This window comes from Ruegeria sp. F5 (assembly GCF_056533845.1).
Map to the genome: position 1 here is coordinate 304,096 of NZ_JBQFOU010000004.1, position 16,709 is coordinate 320,804.

A 16,709-nucleotide genomic window follows, 5' to 3' on the forward strand; every position below is an offset into this window, starting at 1 on the left:
ACCGTTCGAGACGTCTTTTCATGTCATGATGTCCGGTGTCTGACGGTCACAGAATTCCGGAAGTTTGGCTATTTTGACCATTGTTTGGGCAGCATCCCGCAACGCCGTCTGGGTATCCATACCCAAATCGCCGTCAAAGGGTGTGAAGTGTTCCAGATACATGCGCACGGTAGCGCCGTCCGTTCCGGTGCCCGACAGGCGGATCACGCCGCGGCAGCCATTCTCGAACGCAATGCACACACCCTGATTTTTGCTGACCGACCCATCTATCGGGTCCTCGTACGAAAACTGGTCCGCTGCCGCGATAACCAGGTTGCCGACGTTGCTGCCCGGGAGTTTCGGCAACCGGTCGGTCAAATCTGCGATCATCTCAGAAGCCTTGGCGCTGTCCACGGCCTCATAGTCATGCCGCGAATAGTAGTTGCGGCCATAGGTCTGCCAGTGATCCTCCATGACCTCGCGGACGGAAACCCGACGCTCGGCCAGAATGTTCAGCCACAGCAGCACGGCCCACAAGCCGTCCTTTTCGCGCACATGGTCCGAGCCGGTGCCGGCGCTTTCCTCGCCGCATAGCGTAATGCGGCCGGCGTCCAGCAGGTTCCCGAAGAACTTCCAGCCTGTTGGCGTCTCGTAACAATCCAGTCCCAGTCTTTCTGCGACACGATCAACGGCAGCGCTGGTCGGCATCGAGCGCGCAACCCCGGCAAGCCCTTTGGCATAACCCGGGGCAAGGTGGGCATTGGCGGCCAGCACGGCCAGACTGTCCGAGGGCGTGACATAGATCCCCTTGCCCAGGATCATGTTGCGATCCCCATCCCCATCGGACGCGGCAGCAAAATCCGGGCCATCCGGCGACATGACCATATCCACAAGGGGTTTGGCCCAGATCGGGTTGGGGTCGGGATGCCCTTTGCCAAAGTCGACCGAGGGCACAGCGTTCAGCACCGATCCTTTTGGGGCACCTAACTCGGCTTCAAGGATAGCGGTGGCATAAGGGCCCGTGACCGCGTGCATTGCGTCGAAACGCAGGGTGAACCCGTCGGCAAGCAGGGCTTTGATCCGGTCGAAATCGAAGATCTCGCGCATGAGCGCCGCATAATCGGCGACCGGGTCGACGACCTCCACGTCCATACCTTCAAGCGCCGAAACCCCGACCCTGCCAAGGTCGATGTCCTCGGCTTCAAGCGTGCGATACTCGGTGATGCTCTGTGTCTGGGCAAAGAATTCTTCCGTCAGGCTCTCAGAGGCCGGGCCGCCATTGGGACCATTGAATTTCAGCCCGAAATCCGCGTCGATGCCGCCGGGGTTGTGACTGGCGGACAGGATAAAGCCACCGTCAGCCTTATGTTTGCGGATCAGATTGGACGCGGCAGGTGTAGACAACAGGCCATTCTGTCCGACAATCGCACGGGCTGCGCCATTGGCCGCAGCCATGCGCAAGATGATCTGGATGGCCTCGGCGTTGAAAAACCTGCCGTCGCCTCCGATCACAAAGGTCTTGCCTTGCGCGCCGCCGATTGCGTTGAAGATCGATTGCACAAAACTCTCGAGATATCCGGGTTCCATAAAGACCCGCGTCTTTTTGCGCAGTCCCGAGGTGCCGGGTTTCTGACCCGCAAAGGGGGTGCAGGGAAACACTACGAAAGGCATGGATCAGATTCCTTCTGTTGAACGGCGGCAGGGGCACCCCGCGCCGGTTCCATCGAATTACGTATGTCTTTCAGACCTTGCACGGCAGCAAATCCTTCGACAGCCACGGGGGCCGGACGCCTCCAATTGGGGTGCTCGTCAATCGTGCCGGGCAGGTTCTGCGCCTGCTCGCTGCCCAACAGGTCGTCCAGTTGCACCGTCACCAGTTCTGCCGGGCTCTTGCCCAGTTCTGCATGCACTGCGCCGCAGATATCTTCCAAACTTGCTTCTGGCGGGATGGCGCAGTGACGGCGCAGCGAATTCCGCTGGACGGCCCGCGCGGCATGCAAACCCATCGCCCTGTCCCGGGACAGCCAACCGATGGCGCGCCACCATTCGATATCGCGCCCGCGCCAGAAGCCTCGGATCGTCGGCGTATCATGTGTGCTGAAACAGGCCATGCTGAACGGGCGCAAATCCTGCGCTGACCGCAATGCGCCGTCGCATGTACCTTCAAATTGCCAAACTGCGTAACTGTACAGGCCAGAGGCGTTCAGGCGTTCGCGAAACCCGGCGGGTACCAACCCTAGATCCTCGCCGACGACGCAGCAGCGATTGCGCCACGCTTCAATGGCTACCACGGCAAGCAACGCGTCGAAGGGTTGCGAGATATAGCCGCCCGGGCTGCCATCCTCGGGCACCCAGAAGCTGCGCATCAGACCAAGAACATGATCTATCCGAAGGATCCCGGCCTGGGACATCAGTTTTCTCAGCAAAGTCCGCAAGGGTTCGTAGCGGTTTTTCGACAGTTTGTTGGGGGCGTAGGCCGCCAAAGTCCAGGATTGCCCCGCCGGGCTAAGCTGATCGGGTGGCGCCCCAATCGACACGCCACGCGCGATCAGATCCTGATGCATCCAAACCTCGGCACCGCCGGGTCGTGCCCCAACGGCAAGATCGAGGTAAAGGCCCAGTTCCATGCCGGATTGAACGGCGGTCGCCTGTGCCCCCTCGACCTGAGTAGAAGCCCGCCACTGCAGCCAGGCGTGAAACTCGTCCCTGGCTGTTGGCGTTGCCCCTTCGGGTTGGCGCAGAGATTTTGGCCAATTGCGAAAGTCGCTGCCATGCGCCTCACTAGTGGTTTCAAACGTAGCGAAGCGGGCCAGTTCCTGCCCCTCGGCGCGGCAAAACATCTGAAACGCGCGGCGTTGTGCGGGTGTCGTGTTCTGTTGGAACTGCTGAAACTCCGCTTCCAAGGCCGGGCGGTGTTTTTGTCGAAACGCCGGGTAATCGAGCAAGGCACAGGCCGGATCAGGTTCAAGCCGGGTGCCTGCTACAATGTGATCGATATTCAGAAATCCACGGTGACTTGGCGAATAAGGGCTGATGGTGTCACGCGCCGCCCACCCCAGCGCATGGACAGGGTTGATCCCGAAATACATCGCACCCGATTGCCCCATGGCGGACATAGCATGGCCGAGATCGGTGTAATTGCCCAATCCGCCGTTTGATGGCGACCGCAACGCATAAACCGCGCCCGAAACCCCCCAACCCTTCTTCTGCCCGGTCAGGTCTGCGATTGTCGGCGCATGGGCCGGACGGCTGAGCAGGAATACTTCGTCCTGACGATCTTGACCGCGCACGACCAAAGTAAAATACCCTACGGGCAGAGGTCGAAGCGTGAGGTTTGTTTCCCCCCGTCCCTCCTGAACCGCGTGACCCTCTTCATCCAACACAATCCATTCACCGGGCGCGGGCAGAGTGATCTCAAACGGCGCATCGGCCGGAATGACCCGCTCGGTCGGCAAGTCGCGACTTGCCCGTTCCGCGTCACGCGCTCGCAAGGCTTCGGTTACGGCGCTTTCGGTCTCGGCGTCTATGTCCAATGCGCGCAGCAGGGCTTTCAGGGTTGGCGGATCCGATGACTGATGCGTTCCGTCCCAGGCGTGATAGCCCAGATGAATACCGCAATCCTGTGCCAGTCGGCGCAGTTTGTCGTCGCTGCCCATCATTCCACCGACCGCTCTTTCAACACAAAAGCAGCCACCGAGTTTGCAGGAATTGTCGTTGTGGCAAACGTGATGTCACTAGGCACCTGATGCGGAACCGACGTATCGATTTCCTTCCGCCAAACTCTGTCCCCGCTCGACGGCAGCCGCAGTTCCAACGCGTCACGTTCCCTGTTGAAGGCCAGCAGGACAACATCGGACAAAGCGTCGCCCGCCGCGCATTCGGCGCAGCCGCGCAGGATCAGACAGAGGCTGGACAACCCCGGATCGCGCCAGTTCAGCGGCGATCCGTCCATGGCGCGCCACTCGACATCCGGCTTTCGGTCTGTCCGTTCGGCACCATGCAGGAACCGGTTTTGGCTGAGCACCGGATGGTTGGCCCGGAAGCGCGACAGGGCGGCGGTGAACGCAACCAGATCCCCGTCCAGCGTGTCCCAGTCGATCCAACTGACGGGATTGTCCTGGCAATACGCGTTGTTGTTGCCGTTTTGGGAATTGCCACCCTCGTCACCAGCCAGCAGCATCGGAGTGCCTTGTGAGAGGAATACGGTGGCCAACATGTTGCGCATCCTCTGCTGGCGCGCGGCGTTCACTTCGGGGTCGTCGCTTTCGCCTTCCACACCGAAATTGTCGCTGTAATTGCTGTGATGGCCGTCGCGATTGTCTTCGCCATTGGCGGCGTTGTGGCGCCGAACATAGCGGGTCGTGTCGGCCAATGTGAAACCGTCATGAGAGGCCACGAAATTGACCGAAGACCACGCCTGACGGCCCTTGGTGTCGAACAATTCAGCCGAGCCCAACAGGGCCGAGCCCATATCCTGTGCCGAATGCGTATCGCCGCGCCAGAACTTGCGCACCGTGTCCCGGTAGCGATCGTTCCATTCCGAAAACTCGGGCGGGAACCGGCCCAGTTGGTAGCCGCCCGGACCGACATCCCAGGGCTCGGCAATCAGTTTGACGCCTGCCAGAACCGGGTCTTGTCGCAAGGCGTCCAGAAATCCACCGCCCACTTCAAAACCGTGCGCCTCACGCGCCAAAGTCGTGGCCAGATCAAAGCGGAAACCGTCGACACCCATGCTCTGCACCCAGAACCGCAGGCTGTCCATAACCATCCGCAGCACAAACGGATGCCTGACCTGCAGCGTGTTTCCGGTGCCGGTGTCGTTCACATAGTACCGAGGCTGCCCGTCCAGCAGCATGTAGTAGGACGCATTGTCGATCCCGCGAAAACTCAGGGTCGGGCCGAGATGGTCGCTTTCGGCAGAGTGGTTGTAGACCACATCCAGAATGACCTCGATCCCGGCAGCATGGAACCGCTCGACCATGGCGCGAAACCCGAACACGCCGGATGGCCCGAAATAGCGGGGCTCGGGGGCAAAGAACCCCAGCGTGTTGTAGCCCCAGTAGTTCCGCATGGACCGCGCGCGCAGGGCGCCTTCGGATGTGAAGGCGTGGACGGGCAGGATTTCAACTGCCGTCACACCCAATCGCGTCAGATGATCCAGAACCGGCTGTGAAGACAGCCCTTCATAGGTGCCTTTCACATCTTCGGGAATGTCGGGGTGCAACATGGTCGCCCCTCTGACATGCGTCTCGAAGATGAAGGTGCCGTTCCAGCGGCGACCCAGCGTCACCGCGTCCGGCACAAAACTGTCGGGATACGAGACAACGGATTTGGGCACAAAAGGCGCGCTGTCGACCTCGCTGAAGGACAAATCGCCATAAGGGGAATTGGGCAGGTACCCCAGAATGGCCGGATCGTGGGTGACAGTTCCGTGCAATTCGCGCGTATAGGGGTCCAACAGCAGCTTGTTGGCATTGAATCTGTGCCCCCGCTCTGGCGCAAAGGGGCCTTCGACGCGGTAGCCATAGAGTGCACCGGGTTTCAGGCCCGGCACGTAACCATGCCAAACGGCACCGTTGCGTTCGGGCATGGCCAGCCGGATCAGCTCTGTCTTGCCGTCCTCTGCGAACAGACATAGGTTGACGCGCGAGGCATGTTCGGAGAACAGGGCAAAATTCACCCCCTCACCGTCGAAATGCGCACCCAGCCGCGACGGGTTTCCCGGTTGAATTGTCAGTTGAGCGGGGCCCAGATCCTTCATTCAGTCAAGCTCTGATACAGTTGAGTATAGTCCAGCGCCGATTGGTTCCAGCCAACCGCCTGCCGCATCGCTGCGCGTTGCATCATCTGCCACGTCTTCTGGTCATCAAAGCAGTCGAAAACGCGATCCAACACAGCTTCGATGCCGTTTTTTGACACTTCGTCAAACAGAAACCCGGTTGCACATTCCGCGTTCAGTGCCGCGACATTTGCGTCGATCACCGTGTCGGCCAATCCACCCGTTCGCGCAACGACGGGCACGGTACCATAGCGCAGCCCATAGAGCTGGGTCAGACCGCAAGGTTCAAACCGCGACGGGATCAATATGGCGTCAGACCCGCCCTGCAGCAAATGGGCGAAGGCTTCGTCATATCCGATCACCACGCCAACGGAACCGGCAAAGCGCTGGCTGGCTTCGACAAAAGCCTGTTCAAGTGCTGGTTCGCCAGACCCCAAAACAGCCAGTTGGCCACCGCGTTCGACAATGTGCGAAACGGCATCGGCCAGCGCATCCAGCCCTTTCTGTTCCGTCAACCGGCTGATGACACAAAACAGCGGCCCCGTGGCATCGGAATCCAGCCCAACGCGTTCCGCAATCGCGGTGCGGTTGTCATGCTTCCGCCCCAAGCTTCGCGCGTTATAGCTTCGGGCCAGCGCCGGATCGCCCGAGGGATCCCACGTACTGGTGTCAATTCCATTCAGAATGCCACTCAGTTTATTCGTTCTGGACTGCAAAACGCCTTCCAGACCCATTCCATACTGTGGCGTCAGGATTTCCCGGGCATAAGTGGGGCTGACGGTCGTGATCCGGTCGGCAAACATCAATCCGCCCTTCAGAAACCCGAGGTCGCCGTGAAATTCCAGCGCTTCGGGATGAAACCAATCCCCGCGCAGCCCCAGTTCGGACAGAACATGCGGGCCGAAGCGGCCCTGAAAGGCAATGTTGTGAATGGTCAAAACCGACTTGGGTGCGGCTTGACCGGATTGTCTGAGGTAAACAGGGGTCAGAGCCGCCTGCCAGTCATGTGCGTGGACGATATCTGGCTGCCAACCGTCGACACCATCAAGCCCCACCCGCGCCGCAGCCTGTGCCAGCGTGCCAAAACGCAGATGATTGTCTGCCCAATCCACACCATCGGGATCCGTGTAGGGCAGACCGGGACGATCAAACAGTTGCGGCGCGTCCAGCAGCAGCAGGTCCAGGCCTTGGGTAGAGACCTGAACCAGCTGACCGTAGCAGCCGGGCAGATCATCGAACTGCGCGACCTGACGCCCCTCACTAAGCAAGGGCTGCAATGAAGGATAGGCCGGCAGAAGAATGCGGCAGTCGATGCCATGCCCGGACAGCGCAGAAGGAAGCGCGCCAACCACATCTGCCAACCCTCCGGTCTTGATGAGGGGGGCGCATTCCGAGGCGGCCATCAGTACTTTCATGTCACAAATCCAGCTGGTCGATCATCGCTTGAGTAATCAGGCAAACGCCGCCTTCTGTGCGTCTGAACCGCTTGGCGTCAAGCTTTGGGTCCTCACCGACAATCAGCCCGGGCGGGATTTTCACACCCCGATCGATCACCACGTTCTTCAGGTATGCCCGACGCCCAACCTCGCAATACGGCAAGGCAACGGTGCCTTCCAGTTGTGAAAAGGAATGGGTTTTGACCCCGGTGAACAACAGGCACTGATACAGGGACGACCCCGAGATGATGCAGCCCCCCGACACCATCGAAGACACGGCCTGACCGCGACGACCTTCTTCATTGTGAATGAATTTCGCCGGAGGCGTCAGTTCGGAATAGGTCCAGATCGGCCAGTCGGTGGCGTAAATGTCCAGACCCGGTTTGAAATCGGTCAGGTCGATATTGGCCTGCCAATAGGCGTCAATCGTACCGACATCGCGCCAATAGGGTTTATCTTCAAGCCCCGACATGACGCAGGAGCGGCTGAACGGATGCGCCATCGCGCCGCCTTCGGCCACGATGGTCGGGATGATGTCCTTGCCAAAGTCGTGGCTGGATGTCTCCGACTTCGCGTCGGCCTGAAGAATGTCATACAGGTATTCGGCTTCGAACACGTAAATGCCCATGCTGGCCAGTGACATATCCGGCTGGCCGGGCATCGGCGGCGGGTCGGCGGGCTTTTCAACAAAGCTGAGGATTTTGTCCGTCTCGTCCACATCCATGACACCGAAGCCCTTGGCTTCTTCGCGCGGCACCTCGATACAGCCCACCGTCACCTTCGCGCCGGATTGCACATGCTGTTCGATCATCAGCGAATAGTCCTGCTTGTAGATGTGATCCCCGGCCAGCACGAGGATGTATTTTGGTCCATAACCACGCAGGACATTGATGTTCTGGGTCACCGCATCGGCTGTGCCCTTGTACCAATTGTCTTCGTTCAACTGCTGGGACGCAGGCAGAATGTCCAGCGACTCGTTCCGTTCCGCCCGAAAAAAGCTCCACCCCCTTTGCAGGTGCCGGATCAGACTGTGTGCTTTGTACTGGGTCGCGACCCCGATCCGCCGGATGCCGGAATTCACCGCGTTGGACAGGGCAAAGTCGATAATCCTTGTCTTTCCGCCAAAATAAACCGCCGGTTTCGCGCGGACATCGGTCATTTCCTTCAGACGACTTCCCCTGCCACCTGCAAGAACATAGGCCATGGTCTGATTGGCCATTCTGCGACGATCTTGTTTCAATGGGTGTCCTCCCAAAATTGGTGCCGGTCTATTCGCGTCTGTATTCAAAGAAAACGGTGGCAAGGGGCGGAACCGTCATAACCACCGAGTTTTCGCAGCCATGCGCCGCGATCGGTTCGGAGTTCACCCCATCCCCATTGCCCTGATTGCTGCCGCCATAATACGTGGAATCGGTGTTCAAGCGTTCCGCCCAATGACCCGGAAAGGGAACGCCAACGCGGAAATCCGTTCGGGTCACCGGGGTGAAATTGGCGACAACCAACACCGGCGCGCTGTCATCGGCTCCATATCGGACCCAGGAAAACACTGAATCGCTGGCATTGCCGCCATCGATCCAGCCGAACCCTTCCGGACGCGCGTCTTTCTGGTACATGGCGGGCGTGTCGCGATAGAGCTTGTTCAGATCCCTGACCAACCGTTGCACACCTGCGTGGCCGGATTGCTCTAGCAGGTGCCAATCAAGACTTTGTTCGTGGTTCCATTCGGCGCTCTGCGCGAACTCCCCGCCCATGAACATCAGCTTTTTGCCCGGATGGCCCCACATGAAGCCGTAGTAAGCCCGCAGGTTGGCAAATCGCTGCCAGTCATCACCGGGCATTCTGCCCAGAAGTGATCCTTTCCCATGCACGACCTCATCATGGCTGAGCGGTAGCACGAAGTTTTCGGAAAAGGCGTAATGCAGCCCGAAGGTCATCTTGTCGTGGTGGTACTTTCGGTTCACGGGGTCTTCGGCCATGTACCGCAAGGTGTCGTTCATCCAGCCCATGTTCCATTTGAACCCAAAGCCCAGCCCGCCTTCGGACGTCATGGCGCAAACGCCCGGAAAGGCCGTGGATTCCTCGGCAATGGTCATCGCGTCAGGATATGCCGCATAAACGGCCTCGTTCATCTGCCGCAGGAAGCCAATGGCCTCCAGGTTTTCGCGCCCGCCGTGGACATTGGGCACCCATTCGCCCTCTTCCCGCGAATAATCGCGATACAGCATCGAGGCCACTGCATCGACGCGAAGCCCGTCGATATGGTATTCCTCCATCCAAAATTTTGCGTTCGCGATCAGGTAGTTCGAGACTTCGGCCCGGCCATAGTTATAGACCAGCGTGTTCCAGTCCGGGTGAAACCCTTCTTTCGGGTCGAGATGTTCGTACAGAGCGGACCCGTCAAACCGCCCCAACCCATGCGGATCGGTCGGAAAATGGCCCGGCACCCAGTCGATGATCAGGCCCATGTCCGCTTGATGGCACGCATCCACCAACGCTCGAAAGTCGTCAGGCGCACCGAACCGTACGGTCGGCGCGAACAGGCCGACGGGTTGATAGCCCCAAGAACCGCCAAAAGGGTATTCCGAGATCGGCGTCAGTTCGATATGAGTAAAGCCCATGTCACTGGCATAAGTCACCAGCTCGGTAGCCAGTTCCCGGTAGCTTAGTGACCGGTCACCCTGTTCCGGAACACGCCGCCAGCTTTCCAGATGCACTTCGTAGACGGAAATCGGTTGATCCACCTTCTGGCGTGAACCTCGATGGGTCATCCAATCCGTATCGGCCCAGCGATAATTGCCGAGATCGCGCACGACCGAGGCTGTTTTGGGTGGCAGTTCAGATCCGAATCCAACCGGGTCAGCCTTTTCCGGCATCAGATGTCCGTCAGACCCCAAGACTTCGAATTTATAAACGGCCCCCTCGCCCAACCCCGGCATGAAAATCTCATGCACGCCGGTTGCGCCGCGTCGCCGCATCACGTTGCGGCGCCCATCCCAGCCGTTGAAGTCGCCGATAACCGACACCCGCCGCGCGTTTGGTGCCCACACCGCGAAATGCACGCCGGTGCAGCCTTCATGCGACGTCACATGCGCCCCGAGCGCGCGCCACAGCTGACCGTGGGTGCCCTCGCCTAGAAGATATTCATCAATTTCGCCAAGAACCGGCCCGAACGCGTAGGGATCCTGCTCTGTCCAGCTGTCGCCTTGGCGTGTCAGGCGCAGCACATACGGGAAACGCTTTTTCCGGCGCGGAATGACGCCGGCAAAAACGCCTGCATCAACCCGGGACAACGCGCATAACTTCCGCCCGGTTTTTTGGTCCAGAACCTCGACCGAGTCCGCCTCGGGGTGAAAACAGCGGATCACCAACCGCCCGTCGACCTCGTGCAATCCAAGGACCGAGAACGGATCGCTATGCTCGCCCCGAGCGATGGCGGCCACAGCCCCGGACTGGAGGAGGTCGCTGCTCATGCCGATTTACCCAAAGGTTCGGTCAGGACACTGTCCGCCTGCCAGATATCCCGGGCATAGCCTCTGATCGTCCGGTCCGACGAAAACCACCCCATTCTAGCCGTATTCTGCAACGCCATCGCGGCCCAGTTCTGACTGTCGCGATAGGCAATATCAGTACGGCGCTGCGTGTCGAAATAGCTGTTAAAATCGCAGGTGACCATAAAGTAGTCATGGTCATAAAGCGTGCCGATCAGCGCGTGATAGCGGCCCGGTTCTTCGGGGGAAAACACCCCTTCGAAAATCTGGCCCAAAACACGCTCCAGCCGTGGGCTGGCGGCAATTGCGGCGCGGGCGTATTCATGCACCTTACGTCGCTCCATAACTTCCTGCGCGGTCAGGCCGAACAGAAAGAAGTTGTCTGCCCCCACATGTTCGCGGATTTCGACATTGGCCCCGTCCAGCGTGCCGATCGTCAACGCGCCGTTCAGGGCGAATTTCATGTTTCCTGTGCCCGAAGCCTCTTTCCCGGCGGTGGAAATCTGCTCGGACAAATCTGCGGCCGGGATCAGGTTTTCAGCCATCGTGACATTGTAGTTGGCTGGGTACACAACTTTCAGAAGATCGCCAGTGAGAGGATCGCTATTGATGACCTTCGCCACGTCATTGACAAGCCGGACGATTTGCTTAGCGACATGATAGCCCGGCGCGGCCTTGCCGCCGAATATCTTGACCCGTGGCGTCCATTCGGCACCGGGATTGTCCCGCATCTCATTCCACAGCGCGACAGTTTCCAGAATATTCATCAGCTGGCGCTTGTATTCGTGAATGCGCTTGATCTGGACGTCGAAGATCGCATCCGGATCAACCGTAACACCGCATTTGGTCGCGATCCAATTCGACAACTGTTCCTTGTTATGGCGTTTGGCGGCGCTGAAATCGTTCAGGAAGCTTCGGTCCCCGGCGCGGCCTTTCAACTGCTTCAACTGTTCCAGATCCGCCACCCAGCCATCGCCGATTTCGCGGATGATCAGATCGCTCAGAACCGGGTTGCAGGTGTGCAACCACCGGCGCGGAGTGATGCCGTTTGTCTGGTTGATGATCCGGGCCGGGTGAATGCGGTTCAGATCGGCAAAGACCGTGTCCTTCACCAGATCAGTGTGCAAGGCCGAGACGCCGTTGACCTTATGCGCCATGATAAAGGCCAGTTCACCCATATGAACTTCGTTATGCTTCAGGATGCGCGGGCTGCCGGGAAACTCTTGCTGCTGTTGCTCATCGATGGCCCGGATGATCTCCAGATGCCGCGGCAGGACGCGGCCCAGAAGCCCTTCGTGCCAACGTTCCAGCGCTTCCGGCAATAGCGTGTGGTTGGTATATCCAAGGCACCGGCGCGCCAGTGAAATCGCTTCGTCCAGCGGCAGGTCATGTTCATCCGCCAGAATACGAACCAATTCGGGCCCGGCAATTGCCGGGTGCGTGTCGTTGAGCTGAATGGCAACGGCATTCGGCAACTCGCGAATGTCGCCATGATCGCTGAGGAAGCGGCGAAGCAAGTCCATTATCGATGCTGCGGTAAAAAAGTACTCCTGCTTCAGTCGCAGTTCCTTGCCCGCGTCTGTGGTGTCGTCGGGGTACAGAACCCGCGAAATCGTACGCGCCAATGCTTCTGAACGGCTGGCCGCCAAATAGTCGCCCCGGTTGAAGCTTTCCAAATCAAACTCATTCTCGGGGCGGGCAGACCAAAGTCGGAGCGTGTTGCCCCACGTGCCTTTCCAGCCAACGACCGGCGTATCGAAGGCCTGCGCCTGAACTGTATCAGCGGGGTGCCATTCGGCCTTGCCTTCGTGGTGGGTAACATAGCCGCCAAATGAGATGCGGTAGCAGGCTTCGGGACGCTCGAACTCCCATGCAAAGCGCTGGCTCAGCCATGTTTCCGCCTTTTCGACCTGGCGGCCATCGACGAAACTCTGCTCGAACAGGCCATGTTCATAGCGAATTCCATAGCCGTACGCCGGAATGCCAAGGGTGGCGAGAGAATCCATGAAACACGCCGCCAGCCGCCCAAGACCGCCGTTGCCCAAGGCGGCATCAGGTTCGTCATTGAAAACGGCAGACACATCCTGACCCAGTTCTGTCAGGGCCTTGCGCACTTCTTGCGTCAATCCCAGGTTCGCGGTCATGTCTTCGACAAGTCGGCCAATCAGGAATTCCATCGAAAGGTAGTAAACGCGCTTTGCGCCGGACTGGTACGTCTCACGTGTGCTTGCGAACCAGGGGTCGACAATTCGGTCGCGCAGCGTGAGCGAAACCGCCATGCGCCAGTCATAGGTCGACGCATGCGCGGCATCTTTGCCCAGCGAATAAGTGAGATGTCTTAGGATTTCTGATTTCATGATGGAACAGGTGCCCCGTTTACGTTGGATTGGATTTGATGGCGACGCCGATACCGTCGGACGTACTGCCATATCTCAGGAATTGAACACCTTCGGCTTCAAGTGTCGTGCGCATAGCTTCGATCATAGCGTGCTTGACCCCACTTTTCCCGGCTTCAAAACGATGCACCGTCATGTGAGATACGCGCGACAAATCCGCAAACTCCTTTAACGATAACCCCAGTGCATGACGGGCCATTCTCAGCTGCTCTGGTTTCAATTTTTTCTCCCGTCTCTTTGGGCATCGCAGATGGAGCACGTGCGTTGTGCCTGAGTTTCCTCATTTCAACTCCGACACATCTGCATCCCACGCGACAGACAGTCCCGGTCGGTCATCCGTAGTTTCTTACCAAAAGTACCAGCCATAAAGACCACAGATTTTGACTCAAGTCCCGTCGACATATGCGATAAGGGCGGCTTCGCACCCCTTCTGCCAAACCATATCGAACCACATGGAAAACGCATTCGAAAACTGTTTGGCGTCCTTCAAGTCGCCATAAATCCAGTTTTGTTCCAGCCACGCGGCCGGATTTGATTTTGCGGCAAGGGCGGCCTCGGTCAATTTGTTCCAAATGGGATCGTTGGCCTCGATCACACTGCCGTCTTCACGCATGCCGGCGCACATACGGGCCCACAGGGCTTCGACCAGGGCTAAGCCGACAACGGAACGCCCTGCCTGCAACTGATCTCGCAAGATCGGCAAAACGAAGCCGGTATGGCGCGCCGATCCGTCGAACGCCACCCGGCGGGTTGTGTCCACGATCCTTGGATTCGAAAACCTGCTTTCAATGAGGCTTACGTATTCATCCGGAGTTTTCCCGGAAACCGATGAAACCGTAGGCGCGATTTCCGTTCGTTGAACTTTGCCAAAGAATTGCGAGACCGCCGGGTTCCGCATGCATTCGGAAATCGTTTGAAGCCCCAAAATCTCGCCCACATTGGCGAGAACCTGATGTCCGGCATTGAGAATGCGGATTTTCATGGTTTCGTAAGCGTGAACGTCATCGTTGAAGATCGCGCCAACCTCGTCCCAATCCGGACGCCCAGCGCAGAATTTATCTTCGATCACCCATTGGCGATACGCTTCATGCGTAACGACTGCCGCATCATCAATTCCAAAGTCCACGGCAAGGGCCAGTTCGCTTGGACCTGTCGCCGGGGCGATGCAGTCCACCATCGAATTTGGGAATGCAGCGTTGGCGTCGATCCAATCGGCCAAATCCGGATCAGACATGCGCGCCAGCGAAACCACGGTTTGCCGAAGGACGTAACCGTTGCTTTGAAGATTGTCGCAGCTCAGCCCGGTGAACGGGGCATGCCCTGCGTCGCGCCGATTGCGAAATGCGGCCACGACGGCACCAAAGGCCGTTCTGGGTGTCAAAGGGTTTTTTGCATCGTGTTGCACGTCAGGGTGGTTGGTATCGAACCTCTTTGTAACCGGATCAATGTAGTATCCGCTTTCCGTGACGGTCATGGACACGATGCGAATGGCCGGATCTGACATCGTGCGGATCAGTGCCGCATTGGACTCTTCAATCGGCACATAGTCGATCATGGACCCTATGACTTCGGCAGAGGTTTTTTCCGGGTCGAGTTCGATGAGGGTCGTGAGGCAATCCTGAGCAAGCAGTTTCTCGCGCATAACTGCATCGTATGGCCGCACGCCCGCGCCGATTATGGCCCAGTTTTGGGCTTTGTCCTGTTGCATCAAACGATGCAGGTACCACGCCTGATGCGCCCGGTGGAAATTGCCGACACCTATATGAACAATGCCGGGTTTCAAGGCGGCACGGTCATATCTCGGGCGTTCGACGGTCAGTTGATCGAGTGTTGCGTTCGAAAGGGAGATCAGCTCATCCATTGCCCACCATCCACATTGTAAGTTTGTGCGACGATGTAATTCGCCGCATCGCTTGCCAGAAAAACAGCCATGCCGGTCAAATCGTCCGGCGTGCCCATGCGCCCGTATGGCACCGCGGCATCGACTTCCTTTTTCTTTTGCCCGGGCGCCTTGCCTTCGTACTTGGCGAAAAACGCATCGACGCCATCCCAGTGCTCGCCATCGACGACCCCCGGAGAGATAGCGTTCACGTTTATTCGGTGCCTGATCAGGTTCAGTCCGGCTGATTGGGTAAGGCTGATAACCGCAGCCTTTGTTGCGCAATAGACCGCGACCAGCGGTTCTCCGCGCCTGCCGGCTTGGCTTGCCATATTGATGATCCTGCCGCCCCTCCCGCGCTCGATCATGTGCCGGGCCACGGCCTGCATCATGAAAAGAGTACCTGCGACATTGACATCAAAAGCGCGCTGGTAGTCGTTGCGCTCAATTTCAACAATTGGGGCGGCTGTAAAAAGTGCTGCGTTGTTGACAAGGATGTCGATGTGACCGAACTCGGCCAGGGTAACTGACACGGCGTTGTCGATACTGACCTGATCGGTCACATCCAAAGCCACCGCAATTGCATTTTCGCCAAGTGCCGCAGCGCTTTGGCGGGCGCTGTCGATATTGATATCGGCAATGGCCACCCGGGCGCCCTCGTTAACGTAGGCCTCGGCAAAGGCCCGCCCGATCCCCCGGGCGGCGCCTGTAATCAGGGCTGTTTTTCCAGCCAGTTGCATTATCCGATCCTCAGGCCCTGAGCGTCGAATTTGTGCAGCTTGTCCATTTGCGGAGACAGGTAGATCGTGTCGCCGTGCTTGGCCTGAATGTCACCGGTAATCCGAACAGTCACCATGTCGGCAAGACCTGTGTCATGGACGTGAATGAACGTGTCTGATCCAAGGTGCTCTGCCACTCCGACAACGCCTTTCCACATCCCGTCAGTGGTGCTGACATCCGTGTGCTCGGGGCGAATGCCGATTGTGGCAGCGCCGTTCTTCTCGGCCTCGGCCCCATTGATCAGGTTCATTTTCGGAGACCCGATGAAGCCCGCGACAAATTCGTTGCGTGGGCTGTGATAGAGTTCCAGCGGTGAGCCCACCTGTTCGATCACACCAGCCCGCAAAACGACGATCTTGTCCGCCATGGTCATGGCTTCGACCTGATCGTGGGTCACGTAGATCATCGTCGTCTTGAGCCGTTCGTGCAGTTCACTGATCTCAAGCCGCATTCCAACGCGCAGGGCTGCGTCGAGGTTGGACAGCGGTTCGTCGAAAAGGAAGGCCGCCGGTTCGCGAACAATCGCCCGGCCGATGGCCACGCGCTGCCGCTGGCCGCCTGACAATTGCCCCGGTCGCCGATCCAGATAATCGGTAAGGTTCAGCGCCTTCGCAGCACCTTCGATCCGGCGGTTTTGCTCGTCTTCATCGATCCCCGCCATTTTCATCGGGAACGCAATGTTCTTGCGGACCGACATATGCGGGTACAGGGCGTAGGACTGGAACACCATTGCCAAACCGCGCTTTGCGGGGGGCACATCCGTCGCGTCCGAACCGTCGATTTCGATGTGGCCTGAGGTGATGTCTTCGAGCCCCGCAATCAGGCGCAGCAGTGTGGACTTACCGCAGCCCGAAGGTCCGACAAAAACCGTGAACTCGCCGTCTCCAATCGTGAGGTCCAGAGGCGGAATGACTTGCACGTCGCCGAAGCTTTTGGTCACTTGGTTGAGTTTGATTTGTCCCATTGGTCAAG

General features: G+C 58.6%; 11 protein-coding genes. All 11 read right to left on the reverse strand.

The features are described 5' to 3' along the window. Window positions 1-18: 18 nt before the first annotated feature. Complete coding sequence (locus ACR0K1_RS08585; RefSeq protein ID WP_480849981.1) at window positions 19-1,650, reverse strand: alpha-D-glucose phosphate-specific phosphoglucomutase; 1,632 nt, start codon at window positions 1,648-1,650, stop codon at window positions 19-21. After that, window positions 1,638-3,638, reverse strand: coding sequence for a 4-alpha-glucanotransferase (gene malQ, locus ACR0K1_RS08590; protein ID WP_480849983.1), 2,001 nt, complete (start codon window positions 3,636-3,638; stop codon window positions 1,638-1,640). The genes ACR0K1_RS08585 and malQ overlap by 13 nt, the downstream gene beginning before the upstream one ends. Next, window positions 3,635-5,740, reverse strand: a complete 2,106-nt coding sequence (glgX, locus tag ACR0K1_RS08595; protein WP_480849986.1) for a glycogen debranching protein GlgX — start codon at window positions 5,738-5,740, stop codon at window positions 3,635-3,637. The genes malQ and glgX overlap by 4 nt, the downstream gene beginning before the upstream one ends. Beyond that, window positions 5,737-7,173, reverse strand: a complete 1,437-nt coding sequence (gene glgA / locus ACR0K1_RS08600; protein WP_480849988.1) for a glycogen synthase GlgA — start codon at window positions 7,171-7,173, stop codon at window positions 5,737-5,739. Before glgA ends, glgX begins: the two co-directional genes overlap by 4 nt. A gap of 1 nt (window position 7,174) precedes the next feature. Continuing rightward, window positions 7,175-8,413, reverse strand: coding sequence for a glucose-1-phosphate adenylyltransferase (gene glgC / locus ACR0K1_RS08605; RefSeq protein WP_480849989.1), 1,239 nt, complete (start codon window positions 8,411-8,413; stop codon window positions 7,175-7,177). Between the two features lie 49 nt (window positions 8,414-8,462). Next, window positions 8,463-10,664, reverse strand: a complete 2,202-nt coding sequence (gene glgB / locus ACR0K1_RS08610) for a 1,4-alpha-glucan branching protein GlgB (RefSeq protein ID WP_480849991.1) — start codon at window positions 10,662-10,664, stop codon at window positions 8,463-8,465. Continuing rightward, window positions 10,661-13,039 (reverse strand): glycogen/starch/alpha-glucan phosphorylase, encoded by a 2,379-nt coding sequence (locus tag ACR0K1_RS08615; protein ID WP_480849993.1) that lies wholly within the window; start codon window positions 13,037-13,039, stop codon window positions 10,661-10,663. The genes glgB and ACR0K1_RS08615 overlap by 4 nt, the downstream gene beginning before the upstream one ends. A gap of 19 nt (window positions 13,040-13,058) precedes the next feature. Then, window positions 13,059-13,298: a helix-turn-helix domain-containing protein gene (locus ACR0K1_RS08620; RefSeq protein ID WP_480609480.1), complete on the reverse strand. Its 240-nt coding sequence runs from the start codon at window positions 13,296-13,298 to the stop codon at window positions 13,059-13,061. A gap of 165 nt (window positions 13,299-13,463) precedes the next feature. Beyond that, the gene (locus ACR0K1_RS08625; RefSeq protein WP_480849996.1) at window positions 13,464-14,939 is read right to left on the reverse strand and encodes a mannitol dehydrogenase family protein; all 1,476 of its coding nucleotides are present in this window, start codon (window positions 14,937-14,939) and stop codon (window positions 13,464-13,466) included. Beyond that, window positions 14,927-15,700: an L-iditol 2-dehydrogenase gene (locus ACR0K1_RS08630; RefSeq protein ID WP_480850086.1), complete on the reverse strand. Its 774-nt coding sequence runs from the start codon at window positions 15,698-15,700 to the stop codon at window positions 14,927-14,929. The genes ACR0K1_RS08625 and ACR0K1_RS08630 overlap by 13 nt, the downstream gene beginning before the upstream one ends. Further along, the gene (locus tag ACR0K1_RS08635; RefSeq protein ID WP_480849998.1) at window positions 15,697-16,701 is read right to left on the reverse strand and encodes an ABC transporter ATP-binding protein; all 1,005 of its coding nucleotides are present in this window, start codon (window positions 16,699-16,701) and stop codon (window positions 15,697-15,699) included. Before ACR0K1_RS08635 ends, ACR0K1_RS08630 begins: the two co-directional genes overlap by 4 nt. Window positions 16,702-16,709: the final 8 nt, after the last annotated feature.